This window comes from Kitasatospora sp. NPDC059803 (assembly GCF_042732255.1).
In the GTDB taxonomy this organism is placed as follows: Bacteria; Actinomycetota; Actinomycetes; order Streptomycetales; family Streptomycetaceae; genus Kitasatospora.
In genome coordinates this window covers 1-16,660 of sequence record NZ_JBHWIJ010000191.1, presented here as the reverse complement: position 1 = coordinate 16,660, position 16,660 = coordinate 1, and the positions used below count along the sequence as shown (strand labels likewise).

The window sequence follows — 16,660 nt, the reverse complement described above, 5'->3', positions numbered from 1 at the left end:
GTCCAGGAAGGCGGCGGCCGCCTCGGCGACGTCCGCCGGCGTCCAGTCGAGCGCGGACGCCGACACCGTGACCTCCGTCATCGCCAGGCCCGGCAGGTCCCGCTCGCGCCAGCCGCCGAACAGGGCGACCCCGGTCTCCTCGGCCAGCCCCAGCCCGGCCTCGTCCAACTCCCCGGCGGCGTACGGCAGCCAGAGCTGGAACTGGTGGGTGTGCGGCGGGGCCGGGTGCACCCGGGCGCCGGGGACCGCCGCGAAGGCCGCGTCCAGCGCCTCGGCGACCACCTTGGCGTGCGTCACGTACCGCTCCAGCAGCGGGAGTCGGGCATCCAGCCCGGCCAGCGCGGCGAGCGCCGCCGGCCACTGCTGGTAGAGCTGGCCGCCGTACCGGTGCCGCCAGGCCTTGGCGGTGCGGACGAAGCCCCGCGAACCGGCCAGCGCGGCGCCGCTGATGCCGCCGAGCGTCTTGTAGAAGGACACGTAGACCGAGTCGGCCAGCGCGACGATCTCCGGCAGCGGGTGCCCGAGGTGGAACACCGACTCCCAGATCCGGGCACCGTCCAGGTGCAGGGCCGCACCGCACTCCTCCCGGACGACCCCGGCCAGCGCCGCCAGCTCCGCCCAGTCGGGCAGCACGAAACCGGCCTCGCGCAGCGGCAGCTCCAGGCTGAGCGCGGCGTACGGCTCGTCGAAGGAACGCAGCTCCGCGGCGGTGGGCTGGCGCGGGGCCATGGTCGGCCAGACGCTGCGCAGGCCGGTCAGCACGCCGAGCGCGTGCCGCTCGTGCTGGTCGGTGTGGGCCAGCGGGTGGGTCGCGACGGTGCGCAGCCCGGCCGCCTCGGCGTGGATCCGCAGGGCGACCTGCTGGGCCATGGTGCCGGTGGGGAAGAAGGCCGCGTCCTCGGTGCCGAGCAGGTCGGCGACCGTGCGTTCCAGGGTGCGGACCACGCCGTCGCCGTACTGGTCCGGGCGGTGGTCCAGGTCGTGGCCGCCGCCCTCCCCCGCGAGGGCGGCGAGGCGTTCGCGCATGCTCTGCGGCCGGTCGCCGGACAGGATCCGCTCGCAGCCGCGCAGGGCGGCGAAGCGGCGGTCCGGCAGGCTCGGGCGGTCATTGCCGTCGAGGTCTTCGCTCCTGTTGCCATACATGCGTCGATGGTCCCCCAGCGGGCCCGCCAGGTCAGCGGGGCGGACGGCGGAAAGGGGTGTGCGGCCGACCCAAACCCTGGACGGGCGTGGCGCTGGTCACACCGGCCGGGCTCCCGCCGGGCGCGGTACGACCGGCGGTAGTAGTCCGGCCGCGGGCGCGGGCGGCCTGCCGCGGACCGGTGGCAGACGATCGGATCTCATGATCATTACTCCGTCAGCTTGAATCTCCGGCGCAACGCCGACTACACGCCGTAGTACGTCACGCCGTTTGGGACTCCGCTCGGTGACCGTTACACCTGAGTGGTCCCCCGCTCAGCACGCGCCCGAACGGGCACTTCGTGCTGCCCTCGTCCACCGTGAGGTACGGCTACCGATGTCCTCTGTCCCGCCCGTGGGGCCGGTCCTGCGCCGGCTCGCCGCCCGTACGGCGGCCCAGGCGGCGGCCTGGCAGCCCCGGCTCGGCCATGCCGCCCGCACCCATGCCGCGCCGCTGCGCGCGCTCGCCGCGCCCCGGCACCCGCTGCCCGGCGGGCACCCGCAGGCCGAGCGGGAGCGCGCGGTGGTCGCCGCCGGGGCGGCCGCGGTGCTGCTCGCCGGCGCGCTGCTGGTGGCCGCGCCCGGCAGCGCCTCGGCGCAGACCGTCCGGCCCACCACGCCCGGCAGCTCGGCCTTCACCGCGCCGCAGGCCGCCGTGCCCAGCCCGGGGCTGGTCCAGGTGGCCGGGCCGAGCCCGTACCGGCTGCCGAACAACGGCGACTCGGCACAGGAGTTCGTGGCGGTGGCCGCCAACCTGCTGCCGGTGGAGCCGCCCGTCGCCGGCGCGCCGGCCGAGGCCCCCGCGCCGGGGCCCGAGGCCGCGCCCGCACCGGAGCCAGCTCCGGCTCCGGCTCCGGAGTGGTCGGCCCCGGTGCCGGACGCGCCGACCAGCAATCCGTACGGGGCGGCCAACTCCGAGTACGCCGCCGGATACCACACCGGGGTGGACTTCGCGGTCGACCCGGGCACGCCGCTGCTGGCGGTCGGGAACGCGACCGTGGTGTCGGCCGGCTGGGACGGCTCGTACGGCAAGGAGGTCGTGCTGCGGCTGGCGGACGGGCACTACGCGCAGTACGCGCACCTGTCCTCGCTCGGGGTCGCGGCCGGGGACCAGGTGTCGGCCGGCGAGCAGATCGGGCGGTCCGGGAGCACCGGCAACTCGACCGGGCCCCATCTGCACTTCGAGATCCGCACCAGCAACCGCTACGGCGCGGTGGTGAACCCGATCGCGTTCCTCGCGGGGCACGGCGTCACCGACTTCTGAGTTCGGCCCCGGCTACCGGTCCGCCCGACTGCCCGACTGTCCGTCCGTCTGTCCGTCCGCCTGCCCGCCCGCCCGCTCAGGAATGGGCGGGGGCCGGGTGGCCGATCCGGCCGCCGATCTCCAGCGCGACCTCCCGGGCCGCCCCGATCGCGTCCTCCAGGGTGGCCGCCGGCGGCCAGGGCTCGCCCCACACGTTGTCGCCGTGGTCGCAGTCCGCGGTGTCCTGCTTGAGCAGGAACATCGCCGAGTGGACGGTGAACAGCGACATCGTGGCGCGCAGCCGCTCCCGGAAGTCGGCGTCCGGCCCGTGCACCAGCTGGATCATCGTGATCATGCGGTCCTTGAACGCCAGCCCGGCCGCGGACTCGCGCAGCGCGGGCTGGTTCTCGTGGAAGAAGCGCAGCAGCGGCGCCCGCTCGGCCATCCCGTCCGCGAAGCGGCGGATCAGCTCGTCGCGCATCTCCGGGCTCCAGGACTGCTGCCGGCCCCACGCGATGGTCTCGTCGATCGGCGCGGCCATCCGCTCCACGATGCCCAGGACGATGTCGTCCTTGGTCTTGAAGTGGTAGTAGAGCGCGGCCTTGGTGACGCCGAGGCGGTCGGCGATCTCGCGCAGCGAGGTCTGCTCGTAGCCCTGCTCGGAGAAGAGCTCCAGGGACACCTCGATGATGCGGGACCGCGTGTCGCTGCGGGGGCTGTGCGGAGTGCCCATGGCCTGCCTCATGAGTGCGTCGGTGACTGCTGCGGACCCCGGTGGCGTCCGCCCCGGGCCTATTCTCCCTGCCCAGGCAGCCGGGCGGGAAACTGGCTTGACGACCGGCTAGTAAACAACTTACCGTGCCGACGGTCCACAAACTAGCCGGGCGTCAAGTAAGTGAATCACTGCGCGGCCTCCGCCCGTCCGAAACACCCCTCCGGGAGACACCACCTCATGTCACAGTCCAAGACCACCGGCCCGGTACCGGAGGAGAAGTCAGCCGAGGAGGAGCAGCCGCGGTCACCCCGCGAGATCCGCCTCGTCATGGTCGGCCTGGTCGTCACCATGCTGCTGGCCATGCTCGACAACCTGATCGTCGGCACCGCGATGCCGACCATCGTCGGCGACCTCGGCGGCGCCGAGCACCTGTCCTGGGTCGTCACCTCGTACACCCTGGCCACCGCCGCCTCCACCCCGATCTGGGGCAAGCTCGGCGACCTCTACGGCCGCAAGGGCACCTTCCTCACCTCGATCGTGATCTTCCTGGTGGGCTCGGCGCTGTCCGGCCTGTCGCAGAACATGAACGAGCTGATCGGCTTCCGCGCCCTCCAGGGCCTGGGCGCCGGCGGCCTGATGGTCGGCGTCATGTCGATCATGGGCGCGCTGGTCGCGCCGCGTGACCGCGGCAAGTACCAGGGCATGTTCGCCGCGGTCATGGCCCTCGCCACCATCGGCGGCCCGCTGGTCGGCGGCTTCATCACCGACCACCTGAGCTGGCACTGGACCTTCTACATCAACCTGCCGCTCGGCGTGATCGCGCTCGCCGTGGTCGTCGTCACCCTGAAGCTGCCGAAGGTCCGCAACAACGCCCGGATCGACTACTGGGGCGCCATCCTGCTCACGACGGGCATCACCTCGCTCGTCCTGATCACCACCTGGGGCGGCCAGCAGTACGACTGGGGCTCCAAGCAGATCCTGGGCCTCGCCGCGCTCGCCGCCGCGACGCTGATCGCCTTCTGCTACGTCGAGCAGCGGGTGCAGGAGCCGATGCTGCCGCTGAGCCTGTTCAAGAACCTGAACTTCACCCTGGTCTCGATCATCGGCTTCATCGTCGGCTTCGTGATGTTCGGCTCGACCGTCTTCCTGCCGCTCTACCAGCAGATCGTCCAGGGCGCCTCGGCCACCAACTCCGGCCTACTGCTGATGCCGATGATGTTCGGCATGCTGGTCGTCTCGCTGGTGGTCGGCCAGGCCGTCACCAAGACCGGCAAGTACCGGATATTCCCGATCATCGGCACCATCGTGATGACCGTCGGCATGGTGCTGCTCTCCACCATGGGCACCGCGACCAGCAGCTTCACCTCCGCCTGCTGGATGGTCGTGCTCGGTGCCGGCATGGGCTTCCTGATGCAGATCACCATGCTGGTCGCGCAGAACAGCGTCGAGCTCAAGGACATGGGCGTGGCCAGCTCCACCGCCACCCTGTTCCGCACCATCGGCGGTTCCTTCGGTGTCGCGCTGTTCGGCGCCCTGTTCAACAACCGGGTCACCGACACCATGAAGGAGCGGCTGGGCGACCACGCGGCGGCCGGCGGTGGCGGCGCCGTGAAGGACCCGGGCCAGATGAGCCCGGCGGACCTGCGCAAGCTCCCCGAGAACATCCAGGACGCCTACCACCACGCGGTGTCCAACGGCATGCACACCGTCTTCCTGTGGGGTGCGGGGGTGGCCGTGGTCGCGATCGCCGCCGCGGTGTTCATGCGCGAGGTGCCGCTGCGCGGTACCGGCACGGGCAAGGCGGACAAGTCCGCCGAGGCCTCGCTGGAGGCGGCGGCCGTCTGACCGCCCTCCCGCCGACACGACGGGGGGGGGGCGGGGGGGGCGGCGGGGGCGGCGGCCCCCCGCGCCCCCCCCCCCCCCCCCCCACCGGCCCCCCCCCCGCCGGCCCCGCCCGCGGCCCCCGTCTCGCGTTCGTGGCCGACTACTCGTGGCCGACTACTGGGGAAGCCGGTAGACGCCCTGCTCGACGGGCTCCACCAGGCCGTCCGCGACCAGGCCGTCCAGTGCCCGGGCCCGCTGCACCGCGTCCGGCCAGACCGCGTCCAGCCGGGCCTGCGGCACCGAGCCGTGCGACTCCCGCAGCACCGCGAGCAGCTTGCCGCGCACCTGCCGGTCCGTCCCCTCGTAGGTCTGGCCGCGCCGGGCCGGGCCCTCGTACGGCGGGCGGCCGGCCCGCTGCCAGGCGCAGTGGGCGAACAGCGGGCAGCCCCCGCACTCCGGGCCGCGCGCGGTGCAGACCAGCGCGCCCAGCTCCATCACGCCGACCGCCCAGGTGGCCGCGGTCTCGGCGTCGTCGGGCAGCAGCGCCGTCGCCGTGCGGCGCTCGGCGGCCGTGGTGGCCTGGGCCGGGTACTCGACGCCGGACACCGCGCGGGCGAACACCCGGCGGACGTTGGTATCCAGCACCACGTGCCGCTGGCGGAAGGCGAAGGAGGCGACCGCGGCGGCCGTGTACTCCCCCACCCCGGGCAGCGAGAGCAGGGTGGCGTGGTCGTCCGGCACCTCGCCGCCGTGCTCCTCGGTGATCGCCACCGCGGCCGCGTGCAGCCGCAGCGCGCGGCGCGGGTAGCCGAGCCGGCCCCACATCCGGACCGCCTCGCCGGGCGCATCGGCCGCGAGGTCCGCCGGGGTGGGCCAGCGGGTCAGCCACGCCTCCCAGGCGGGCAGCACCCGCTTCACCGGGGTCTGCTGGAGCATGAACTCGCTCACCATGATCGCCCAGGGCGTCGCCTCGGGCGTCCGCCAGGGGAGGTCGCGCTTGTCGGCCTCGTACCAGTCGAGGACGGTCGCGTGCAGCAGCGGCAGCGGCATCGGCGGCCGGACGGCGTCCGGCGCGGCGCCTGCCGGGGGGACGGGGGCGGGGGTGACGGTGATGGCAGCCATGGCCCTTCGATCCTCCCATGTCGACGGGCGCGACCGAAGCGGAGAGAAGCGCTCCGGATACCCCCGTGGATCTCCCGGAAACTTACCGCTTCAGAGCTCCCTCGAACGGCGCAAATGGCGGATCATGTGAAGGAAGGGGCGACTGTGCGGTGTTGGTGCGTCAAGCGGCACACACAGTCTCGTAGAGTTTGGGCGTGCCCTCTCTGCGTCAACCCGTGGGACCGCTGCCGGCCTCGATCTACTGGCGTCGGCGCGTCGTCGTGCTCGTCGCCGTCGCGGCGGTCGCCGCCCTGATCGCCTGGCTGATGATCGATCAGGACGGGGGCGGTGACGGCGGCTCATCGAGCAAGGCCGCGCAGGCCGTTCCGTCCCAGAGCCAGACCCCCGCCCAGTCCATCACGCCCGGTGCGTCGCCGAGCGGCCCTGCGGCGCGCCCCGGCGGCGGCAGCGGCGGCAACGCGAGCGGCGGCCCGGTGGCCGGCTCCGGCGGCGGCGAGGTCAGCCTCAGCACCGGCGGCACCGGCGGCGGTGCCAACCCGGCTCCTGCCACCGGCGGGGGCACGGGTGGCGGCGCGGCGGCGGGCGGCGGTGCAGCCGGCGGTTCCGGCGGCGCGGGTGGCTCGGGCGGCGGCGCCCCGGTGGTGAACACGCCCGAGGTGATGGCGCTTCCGGTCTGCGCCTCCTCGCAGGTCACCCTGGAGCTGGCCAGCGCGCAGAACTCGTACCAGCCCAAGGACAAGCCGCGGCTCTCGCTCACCGTGAAGAACGCCTCCGGCGCCAACTGCCGGGTGGACCTGGGACGGGCGGCCTCCGCGATCACCGTGACCGCCAGCAACGGCGACCGGGTCTGGTCCTCGGGCGACTGCCCGTCCGACCGCGGCAGCAGCTGGGTGCAGATCCCGGCCAACAACGGCCTGACCGAGACGTTCACCTGGGACCGCAGCCGCAGCAAGCCGCAGTGCGCCACCGCCGACCCGGCGCCCCCCGCGGCGGGCACCTACCTGGTGGTCGCCGACCTCACCGGGCTCTCCGGCGGCCAGGTCTCGGCGCGCTCCTCGATCCGCCTGGACAGCTGAACCCCCCTCAACTCGACTCGACTCGAAGCCCCCGGCCGAAGCGGCCGGGGGCTTCGGCGCCTCACGGGCCGGTCGGGGGGTGCCGGTCGGGGTGGCTCGACGAGGGGGGACTCGGCGGGGGGACTCGGCGGGGTGCGCGACGGCCCCCGGGGCGTTCCCCGGGGGCCGTGCGCGGCGGTGCGTCAGGTCGGACGTGGCGCCTGGTCAGACGTAGCGCTCCAGGATGGACGATTCGGCCAGCCGGGACAGGCCCTCGCGGACCGAGCGGGCCCGGGTCTCACCGACGCCCTCGACCGTCTGCAGGTCGTCGATGCTGGCGGCGAGCAGCTTCTGCAAGCCGCCGAAGTGCTCGACCAGGCGCTCTATCACCGTGTTGGGCAGGCGCGGGATCTTCGCCAGCAGCCGGTAGCCGCGCGGTGAGACCGCGGAGTCCAGCGACTCCGGGGAGCCCGAGTAGCCGAGCGCCTTGGCGACCGTCTGAAGGTCCAGCAGCTCGGCGTGGGTGAGCGCCTCCAGGTCGGCCAGCACCTCGTTGACCGTCCGGCCCTTCTTGGCGGCCCGCTCCGGGAAGTAGTCCCGGGCGACCAGTTCGCGCTCCGGCTCCACGCCCGCGATCAGCTCGTCCAGCTGGAGCGAGAGCAGCCGGCCGTCGATACCGAGTTCCAGCACGTAGCCGGCGATCTCGGTGGCGATCAGGCGGACCATCTCCAGCCGCTGGGCGACGGCGGTGACGTCCCGGACCGTCACCAGGTCCTCGATCTCCAGCGCCGACAGCGTGCCGGCCACCTCGTCCAGGCGCAGCTTGTAGCGCTCCAGGGTGGCCAGCGCCTGGTTGGCGCGGGACAGGACGGTGGTGGAGTCCTCCAGCACCCGGCGGGTGCCGTTGACGTACATCGCGATCAGCCGCATCGAGTGCGAGACCGCCACCACCGGGAAGCCGGTCTGCCGGTTGACCCGCTCCGCGGTGCGGTGGCGGGTGCCGGTCTCGTCGGTGGGGATGGTGGAGTCCGGCATCAGGTGCACGCCGGCCCGGACGATCTTGGTGATGTCCTTGTCCAGCACCACCGCGCCGTCCAGCTTGCACAGCTCGCGCAGCCGGGTCGCGGTGAACTCGACGTCCAGGACGAAGCCGCCGGTGCAGATCGACTCGACCGTCTTGTCGAAACCGAGCACGATCAGGCCGCCGGTGTTGGCCCGGAGCACCCGCTCCAGGCCATCGCGCAGCCCCGTGCCGGGTGCGATGGCACTGAGGGAGGCCCGCAGCAGGGCCTCCTCACGGGAGGCCTTGTCCGCCCCCCGGTCGCTGGCTGCCACGTGACTCCTCCGGTCGACCCCGTGCCGCGCGCCTCGCGCCGTGCGCCGGTCCGCGGTCTGTTGCTCTGTCGCTCAGTACCGCTCGGTACTGCCTTCTGGCCAATGAGACTGGGGAAAGTCTAACTGCGTGCGGCATCGACAGGGCTTGGGTCAGCGCAGTTCGTCGGAGTCGACCGGCTCCCAGCCCTCCATCAGCTCCTCCGGGTGCGCGACGACCCGGGCCGCGCGCGGGGCCGGCGGCGCCGACGGCGCCTCAGCACGCGCCTCAGCGCGCGGCTTGGCGGCGGCCCGGCGGCGGCCCGGGATGGCCCGCAGCGCCTCGCCGATGTCGGCCACCTCGACCACCTTCATGCCCGGCGGCACCTTGCCCGGATCCGGCGGGACGAGGGCGTGCGTGAAGCCCAGCCGGTGCGCCTCGGCGAGCCGCCGCTGCACCCCCGTCACCCGCCGTACCTCGCCCGCCAGGCCGACCTCGCCGATCGCCACCAGGTTGCTGGGCAGCGGGGTGTCCGAGGAGGAGCTCGCCACCGCGAGCGCGATCGCGAGGTCGGCGGACGGCTCGCTCAGCTTCACCCCGCCCACCGTCGCGGTGTAGATGTCCTGCTTGCCGAGCTTCACCCCGCCGTGCCGCTCCACCACGGCCAGGATCATCGCGATCCGGGGCGACTCCAGGCCCGAGGTGGTGCGCCGCGGGGACGGGATCTGCGAATCCACCATCAGCGCCTGCACCTCCGCCACCAGCGGGCGCTTGCCCTCCAGGGTGACGGTGAGGCAGGTGCCCGGGACGGGCTTGTCACGCCTGGTCAGGAAGAGGCCGGACGGATCGGCCAGGCCGACGATGCCCTCGTCGTGCAGCTCGAAGCAGCCCACCTCGTCGGTGGCGCCGTAGCGGTTCTTGATCCCGCGGATGAGCCGCAGCCGGGCGTGCCGGTCCCCCTCGAAGCTGAGCACCACGTCCACCAGGTGCTCCAGCAGGCGCGGGCCGGCGATCTGGCCGTCCTTGGTGACGTGGCCGACCAGCAGCGTCGCCATGCCGCGCTCCTTGGACACCCGGATCAACGCGCCCGCCACCTCGCGGACCTGGGCCGGACCGCCGGGGGCGCCGTCCAGCTCGGCGGAGGCGATGGTCTGCACCGAGTCCAGGATCAGCAGACCGGGGTTGACCGCGTCGATGTGCCCGAGCACCGCGCCGAGGTCGGACTCGGCGGCGAGGTAGAGGTGCTCGGAGAGCGCGTTGATCCGGTCGGCGCGCAGCCGGACCTGACCGGCCGACTCCTCGCCGGTGACGTAGAGCGTGCGGTGCCGGTCGGTGGCGGCCTTGGCCGCGACGTCCAGCAGCAGGGTGGACTTGCCGACGCCGGGCTCGCCGGCCAGCAGGACGACCGCGCCGGGGACCAGCCCGCCCCCGAGCACCCTGTCCAGCTCCGGCACGCCCGTCGAGCGGGCCGTCGCGACCTGGCCGTCCACCTGGCCGATCGGACGGGCCGGCGAGCTGACCGGGCCCGCGGCCGTCGTCCGGATCGGCACCGCGCCGTACTCCTCGACCGTGCCCCAGGCGTTGCACTCCGGGCAGCGGCCGACCCACTTGGGCAGCTGGTTGCCGCACTCGGTGCAGCGGTACGCCGGGCGCGGCTTGGCGGTGGTCTTGGTACGGGCAGCCATGCGGCCCACCGTAGCGCCTGGGTCCGACAACGCCCTGCTCCACCGGAACCGGGCCCGAACTCCACCGGAACCGGGCCCAAACCCACACAGATGGGCGATGTTGTTACCCGAAAGAAGTACATACACGGCGAATGGCCGAGGTACGCCGCCCGCCGTCTCTACCGTCGGACGGGTGACAACGCGTACTGAAGGGCCGCCGGCCGCCGTGCTGGCGGCGTACGACCGGCAGGTGGACGGCCTGTTCACCTACTGTCTCTCGGTGCTGTGCGAGCACGACGCGGCCGCCGGCGCCCTGCGCGAGGCCCGCGAGCTGGCACGGCGGCACGGCGCCCGGCTGACCGAGCCCGGGCTGGTCCGGGCCTGGCTGTTCTCGCTGGCCCGGTACTGCTGCCTGCGGCGGCTCGCGGACGGCGCCGGGCGGGACGCCACGGCGGAGCCGACCGAGGCCGAGGCGGCCCGGCGGCGGCGCGAGCTGGCCTCGCTCGCCTGGCCGGAGGCGGCCGGCACCGACCCGGAGCAGCGCGAGGCGCTGGAGCTGTCCGTCCGGCACCGGCTGACCCCGCACGAGGTGGCGGCGGTGCTGGGCCTGCCGTTCGAGCGGACCCGCGCGCTGCTCGCCGCCGCCGAGGCGGAGGTGGCCCGGACCAGGGCGGCGCTGCTGGTGCTCGGGGTGGGCAGCTGCCCGGAGCTGGACCGGCTCGGCGGGGCCGGGGCGGAGTCCTGGCGGGACTGGGTGCTCGGCCCGGCGCTGCGCCGGGAGCTGGTGCAGCACGTGGTGGACTGCCCGACCTGCCGGGGGACGGCGGAGCGGGTGGCCGGCGAGGTGGCGGAGGGCTCGGCGGGGCTGTCCGGACTACCGTTGCTCGCGGCGCCCGCCCCCGCCCCGGTGCCCTCCCCGGCGCCCTCGGGCGAGGGAGGCGAGGGAGCGGCGTACCTGCCGTCGGCGGCCGGTGCGGTGCGGCGGGCGGGGGCGGCGCCGGTGGCCGAGTCGGGGCTGCGGTTCGACCAGGGCGGCTTTCCCCGGCACCGGGCGCCGGACGCGGGCCGGGCGCTGGCGGTGCGTCGGCGGGTGGTGACCACCGGGGTGCTCGCGGCCGTCCTGGCGGCGCCGGTGGTCGCCCTGTGGGCGGGGCACCGGAGCAGCGGGGAGGGGACGGCGGCCGCGGTGTCCACGGTGCGGGTGGAGGAGGCCGGGCGGACGGGCGGGCAGCAGCCGTCGAAGCCGTGGCCGGCGGCGGGCACGGGGGTGCCGGGGGTGCCGGGGGTGCCGGGGATGGAGTTGGCGGGTGCGGGGGCGGGGGGTGCAGAAACGTTACCCCTCGGCTTTCCACGGCTGACCCTCCAGGGCCCGGCGGTCCCGGTACCGGCCCACGGGGCGACCCCGATCGGCAGTCCGACCCTGGTCGCCGCCCCCGCACCCGCCGTCGGCCAGGCACCCGCGCCCAGGGGCGGCCCGGGCGAAGCCGAACCGGCCCCGGCCGGGCTGCTCACCGTCGAGGCCGCCGAGTACGGCAGCCGGACCGTCCTCACCCTCACCGACTCCGGCACCACCGAGATCCATTGGCACGCCGTGACGGACGCCGGCTGGCTGCGGCTCAGCCGCGACTCCGGCACCCTCGCACCGGGCCAGCGGATCACCGTGACCGTCACCGTGGACGAGGACCTCGCGCCCACGGCGCACTGGACCGCCCGGATCGCGCTGCCGCCCTCGCAGGCGGTGGTCACCCTGGAGGGCGGACCGCACAACCGGGGCGGCTCGGCCTCCTCCCCCGCCGCTCCGGGGACGTCGGCGTCGGCGTCGGCCACGACGAACCCGCAGCCGAGCAGTTCCCCGCAGCCGTCGGTGACGGCCACGGCGGCTCCGTCCCCGTCGGGGTCGCCGTCGTCCTCCGCTCCCTCGCCGTCGCCGTCCTCCTCGGCGTCGTCCTCGCCTTCGCCTTCGTCGTCGGCATCGGCATCGGCGTCCGCGCACCCGTCCTCGCCACCGCCCTCGGGCACCCCGACGGGCACCGCGACCCCGGCTCCGCACTGAGCGTCCGGTGTCCCCCTCGACGTCCGCGCCCGGCGGCGTCGGCGGTCAGCTCCGGTCGATCGGCGGCACCCGGTAACTGCCGTCCAGCACGGCCGGCTTCGGCTGGTAGAGCCGGATGATCGGCCGGAACTCGCCGACCGGGGCGGGCAGCCAGTTGGCCGCCTCCACCTCGTCCTCGGGCTGCTCGTGCTGGAGCGTCAGGGTGAGCGAGCCGTCCGCGCCGTACACCAGGCCCGGGGTGCGGTCGCCGATCGTGTAGCGCTCGATCGGGTTGTCCACCAGGTAGTAGTCCGGCAGCGCGTACATCGTGACGGACCAGAACGCCTCGGCGGGCGGTGGCTGGTCGAACCGCAGTGTGTAGCGGTGCGCGCCGCTGAGCGGGCGGCCGCCGGAGTCGTCGTAGGTCATCGCGAACGAGGCCTCGTAGGCGTGGTTGCCCCAGAGGCCGGCCCGGGCGGCGGCGGCCCGGCTGAGGTAGCCGGCGCGGCGGTCGGGGATGCGCCACTCGGGGTCGTCGAGGGTGCCGGGGCCCAGGTGGTCGATGTTGTAGTCGAACAGGTGGAGCGCCGAGCGCCACTCGCCGGGCGGGTGGTCCTCGGGCGGGCGGGTGGCGTCCTCGACCCGTTCGCGGCCGGCGGCCAGGCCCTTGGCCAGCGCGAGGGTCCAGTCCGCGGCGGCCGCACGGTACGGCGAGGTGCCCTCGTCGAGCAGGCCGAGCGGGGCGAAGCGCTGCTGGTACTCGACGTCCGGACCGGCCGGTGGGAAGGCCTGCATCCAGACCCGAAGCCGTTCGAAGAAGGCCAGCCGCTCGGGCACCTCCGGATCGGGCTCGGGCAGTCCGGCGACCAGCCCGCCGGGCTCCAGCGGCTCCAGGGTGAGGGCCTTCTGGAGGGCCCTGACCCGGCGGAGGTCGTCCGGCCCGGTGCAGGCGAAGCGGCCGACGATGGTCGCCACCGTGGTCGGCGCCTCGATCACCCGGGCCGGGTCGGACGGGGTGCCGTGCCAGCCGGGCGGGACGATCAGCCAGGTCTGCTCGCCGGTGCCGGTGGCACGGCTGCCGACGTAGGCGACGTTGTCCGTCCACGCGCCGACGACCTGCAGCACGTAGTAGGCGCCCGCGGTGTCCGGGACGCGCAGCACCTGCGGGCCCTCGGAGAGGTCGAGCTGGGCGATCGAGTAGAGGGTGTCGTTGTTGACCGAGACGAAGTGGTCCTTGGGCCCGGCCAGCCGGGTGGCGTGGCTGAAGTGGTTGAACGACGCCGCCGGCAGGGTGCCCAGGCCGCCCCGGGAGAAGCGCTCGACCATGGTGAGGTCGGCGACGATCGGGTAGCCGTAGACGTAGGCGTCGGCGGCCAGGGCCTCCAGCTCGGGGTGGTTCATCGGGGTGTCCTTCGTCCGGTCGGCGCGGTCTCTGCGGTGCGGATCCCTGCGGTGCGGATTTCTGCGCTGCGGGTCAGCTCGGGTCGAGCGGCGGGAGGTGCCAGCGGCCGTCGAGGACGGACCGGTCCGGGCCGTGGAGCCGGACGACGACCGTGAACGGGCCGTCCGGGGCGGGCAGCCAGTTGGCGGAGTGCTGGGCGTCGGCGGGCCGCTTGTGCCGGAGGTGGAGGGTGAGCCCGCCGTCCGGGTCGCGGACCAGGCCGGGGGTGCGGTCGCCGATCGCGTAGCGGTCCAGGGTGTTGTCGACCAGCAGGCGGTCCGGGAGCGCGTACATGGTGGCGGACCAGAAGTACCGGGCCGGCGGCAGGTCGTCCGGGCCGAAGCGGACGGCGTAGTCGCGGTCGCTGGCGTTCGGCGGCCGGTTGCCCGCGCTGTCCGCCGCCCAACCGCCGCACCAGGCTTCCTCGGTGGGCAGCCCGTAGCGGCCGGGCCTGGCGCCGAGGGCCTGGCGGAGGAAGTCCCCGCCGATCCGCTCACGGGTGCCGAAGAGTGCGGCCGGCGCGGTGGGTTCGGATTCGGCGGCGGCGCGCTCCAGCCGTGCGCGGCCGTCCGCGATACCGCGCTCGATCTCGGCCCGGACCTCGATCGGCAGCGTGGCGGGCTCGAACTCGCCGCGCCCGTCGACGCCGAGGTCGGTGAGGCGGCCGCGCAGGTCGACCTCGGCGGGCGGCAGCTCGACGGGCCCGCGGAGCGGGAAGAAGCCGAGCAGGAAGTCGAGGAAGCTGAGGAACTCGACGGTGTCCAGCACCTCCTCGCGCCAGACCGGCCAGACCGGCTCCGGCGCGGGGGCGGGCGCCGGGGTGCCGGCGTACTCGTGCAGCGGGCGCAGCCGGTACTGCTGCTGGACGGCCTTCAGTTCGGCGATGTCCGCGGGGGTGTCGCCGGTGAGGTGGGTGCGGCCGAGGATGCCGACCAGGCGGGTGGCGGTGCGGAGCACGCCCCGGATGCCGGGCGGGGGCTCGCCCTGCCAGTCGGGGCCGGCCACCAGGTAGTCGCCGGCCTCCTGGCCGGTGCTCCGGGCGCCGACGAACCCGGCGTACACGGTGTCGAGTTCGTGCAGCGGGAGGACGTAGTAGCGGTCCGCGGCCGGGACGGACACCACCCACGGTTCGGCGCGCAGGTCGAGCCAGGCCCAGGAGTGCGGGGTGTCGTTGTCGGGGGAGGCGACGTCGGTGTCGGCCGGGGTGAACGGCTGCGAGCGGTGACGGAAGACGCCGAAGCCGCCGACGTACCCCGGGTCCGCGTCGTCCAGTGCCTGCGCGTACAGGGTGCGGTAGTTCTGCAGGATCGGGTAGGCACGGATCCAGGCCTCGGCGGCGGTCGCGCGGATCGTGGCCGGGTCCACGAGTGCCGGGTTGGCCATGCTCGTCGCTCTCCCCAGTGCACGGAAGGCCGGCGGCGCAGGCGCGCACCGGAATTCGGGACATACGAGTACATAGGGGATGCTATGCGGGGTGGGGCGGGTCAGCATGTCGGGCGGCCCGACGCTTCCCGGGCGCCCGCAGGCCACCGGCTACCGGCTACCGGCTACCGGCTACCGGCTACCGGCTACCGGCGCTGACACGGGTACGGGTGTGGGTGCGGGCGCCGGGGCCCGGGGGGGGGGGGGGGGGGGGCGCCGGGGGGGGGGCGCCCCTCACACCCCGCCGGCCCACCGCGCGCGCGCGCCCCCCCCCCCGTCCCCGCCGCCCCCCGCGCGCCGGGGGTGGGGGGGGGGCGGGGCCCCCCGGCCGCGTGGCCGGCCCCCCCCCCGCACCCCCACCCCCACCCCGACGAGTCCGGTCAGCCGAGTCCGGCCGGACCAGCCCGGTCGGACGAGCCCGGTCAGTGGCTGCGGCGGGTGACCAGTTCGGCCAGCACTAGCAGTTCGTCGGCCGCCGACGGCTCCGGGACGGCCGTGGCCAGCTGCGCCATCGCCGCCGCCATCCGCTCGCAGGACTCGCCCTGCGCCCAGCCGCGGCCGCCGGCGCCTTCGACGGACGCCGCGCACTGCGCCAACTCCTCAGGGCTGAGCTGGCGTTCGAGGGCGTACAGCCCGGCGAGCCGGGCCCCCTCGGGGGTGCCGGAGCCCAACGCCGCGACCACCGGCAGCGACTTCTTCCGGGCGACGAGGTCCGCGCCCACCGGCTTGCCGGTCACCGCCGGATCGCCCCAGATGCCGATCAGGTCGTCGATCAGCTGGAACGCCAGGCCGATCTCCCGGCCGAAGCCGTCCATCGCCTGCGCGGCCTCCTCCGACCCGCCGCCGTACAGGGCGCCCATCGCGCAGGCGGCACCGAGCAGGGCGCCGGTCTTGGCCTCCGCCATCGCCAGGCACTCGGCGAGCGAGACGTCGCTGCGCTGCTCGAAGGCGCAGTCGATCTGCTGGCCCTCACACAGCTCGACCACGCAGTCGGTGAGCCGGCGGACCGAGCTCCGGGCGGCCGGGTGGGCGTCCTCGGCGAGCAGACGCAGCGCCAGCGAGTGCATGGCGTCCCCGGCCAGGATGGCCTCGGTGGTGCCGAACACCCGCCAGGCGGTGGGCCGGTGGCGGCGCGTCTCGTCCCGGTCGATGACGTCGTCGTGGAGCAGCGTGAAGTTGTGCACCAGCTCGACGGCGGCGGCCGCGGCGGTGGCCTCGGCGGTCGTGCCGCCGAGTGCCTGGGTGGCGGCGAGGACCATGGCGGGCCGGATCGCCTTGCCGGAGGGGGCGTCGGCGGGCGAGCCGTCCGCCTCCCACCAGCCGAAGTGGTAGCCGGCGACCTTGCGCATCGCGCCCGGCAGTGAGTCGACGGCGGCCCGCAGGACCGGGTCGACCAGGTTGCGGGCCCGGGCGAGGACGTCCGCCGCCTCGTTCCCCTCTTTGTGGTCCCGCTCCAGTGTGGAGCTCGTCATGGGTTTCTCCCCCTGTCGGCCTGCGGTGAGGCGGCCTGGTGTGAGGTGCCGGTCGTGGGTCCGCCCACCCGGTGGGTGGGCCGGGCGGCCGAGCCCCCGCCCCCCTTCCGGACGTGCCCCGGCGCGGCCCCCCCCCCCGGGGGGGGGGGGCCCGCGCGCGCGGCGGGGCATGCAGCCCC

Annotated in this window: 12 protein-coding genes; 4 read left to right on the top strand and 8 right to left on the bottom strand. The window is 74.8% G+C overall.

Annotation, left to right across the window (positions count from 1 at the left end):
- Positions 1-1,143: threonine aldolase family protein (locus tag ACFV6I_RS26350; RefSeq protein WP_380427995.1), on the bottom strand; the 1,143-nt coding region annotated here is incomplete at its 3' end.
- 373 nt (positions 1,144-1,516) lie between these two features.
- On the opposite strand from ACFV6I_RS26350, the gene ACFV6I_RS26345 reads away from it, so the two are divergent.
- The gene (locus ACFV6I_RS26345; protein ID WP_380427994.1) at positions 1,517-2,443 is read left to right on the top strand and encodes a M23 family metallopeptidase; all 927 of its coding nucleotides are present in this window, start codon (positions 1,517-1,519) and stop codon (positions 2,441-2,443) included.
- A 76-nt stretch (positions 2,444-2,519) separates the two neighbouring features.
- Here ACFV6I_RS26345 and ACFV6I_RS26340 read toward each other — a convergent pair whose 3' ends face one another.
- Positions 2,520-3,155, bottom strand: a complete 636-nt coding sequence (locus tag ACFV6I_RS26340; RefSeq protein WP_380338056.1) for a TetR/AcrR family transcriptional regulator — start codon at positions 3,153-3,155, stop codon at positions 2,520-2,522.
- 219 nt (positions 3,156-3,374) lie between these two features.
- Between ACFV6I_RS26340 and ACFV6I_RS26335 the strand changes: the two genes are divergently transcribed.
- Positions 3,375-4,982 carry an MDR family MFS transporter gene (locus ACFV6I_RS26335; protein WP_063348819.1) on the top strand — a complete coding sequence of 536 codons (1,608 nt, stop codon included), beginning with the start codon at positions 3,375-3,377 and terminating at the stop codon, positions 4,980-4,982.
- Positions 4,983-5,135: 153 nt separating this feature from the next.
- Here ACFV6I_RS26335 and ACFV6I_RS26330 read toward each other — a convergent pair whose 3' ends face one another.
- Positions 5,136-6,011 carry an A/G-specific adenine glycosylase gene (locus ACFV6I_RS26330; RefSeq protein WP_063351300.1) on the bottom strand — a complete coding sequence of 292 codons (876 nt, stop codon included), beginning with the start codon at positions 6,009-6,011 and terminating at the stop codon, positions 5,136-5,138.
- Positions 6,012-6,277: 266 nt separating this feature from the next.
- Between ACFV6I_RS26330 and ACFV6I_RS26325 the strand changes: the two genes are divergently transcribed.
- The gene (locus ACFV6I_RS26325; protein ID WP_380427993.1) at positions 6,278-7,159 is read left to right on the top strand and encodes a hypothetical protein; all 882 of its coding nucleotides are present in this window, start codon (positions 6,278-6,280) and stop codon (positions 7,157-7,159) included.
- Between the two features lie 204 nt (positions 7,160-7,363).
- On the opposite strand, the gene disA is transcribed toward ACFV6I_RS26325, so the two are convergent.
- Positions 7,364-8,422, bottom strand: coding sequence for a DNA integrity scanning diadenylate cyclase DisA (disA, locus tag ACFV6I_RS26320; protein WP_063351299.1), 1,059 nt, complete (start codon positions 8,420-8,422; stop codon positions 7,364-7,366).
- Between the two features lie 201 nt (positions 8,423-8,623).
- Positions 8,624-10,135, bottom strand: coding sequence for a DNA repair protein RadA (gene radA / locus ACFV6I_RS26315; protein WP_063348817.1), 1,512 nt, complete (start codon positions 10,133-10,135; stop codon positions 8,624-8,626).
- Between the two features lie 172 nt (positions 10,136-10,307).
- On the opposite strand from radA, the gene ACFV6I_RS26310 reads away from it, so the two are divergent.
- On the top strand, positions 10,308-12,167 hold the full coding sequence (locus tag ACFV6I_RS26310; RefSeq protein WP_380427991.1) for a hypothetical protein: 1,860 nt from the start codon (positions 10,308-10,310) through the stop codon (positions 12,165-12,167).
- A 45-nt stretch (positions 12,168-12,212) separates the two neighbouring features.
- On the opposite strand, the gene ACFV6I_RS26305 is transcribed toward ACFV6I_RS26310, so the two are convergent.
- The 3 genes from ACFV6I_RS26305 to ACFV6I_RS26295 all read right to left on the bottom strand — a co-directional run bounded on the left by ACFV6I_RS26305 (position 12,213) and on the right by ACFV6I_RS26295 (position 16,481).
- On the bottom strand, positions 12,213-13,547 hold the full coding sequence (locus ACFV6I_RS26305) for a DUF1254 domain-containing protein (protein WP_380427989.1): 1,335 nt from the start codon (positions 13,545-13,547) through the stop codon (positions 12,213-12,215).
- Positions 13,548-13,620: 73 nt separating this feature from the next.
- A complete protein-coding gene (locus ACFV6I_RS26300; RefSeq protein WP_380427987.1) occupies positions 13,621-14,970 on the bottom strand; it encodes a DUF1254 domain-containing protein in 1,350 nt (449 codons plus the stop codon).
- A 461-nt stretch (positions 14,971-15,431) separates the two neighbouring features.
- Entirely contained in the window at positions 15,432-16,481 is a 1,050-nt protein-coding gene (locus ACFV6I_RS26295) for a family 2 encapsulin nanocompartment cargo protein polyprenyl transferase (RefSeq protein ID WP_063348813.1), read from the bottom strand.
- Between the last annotated feature and the right edge of the window lie 179 nt (positions 16,482-16,660).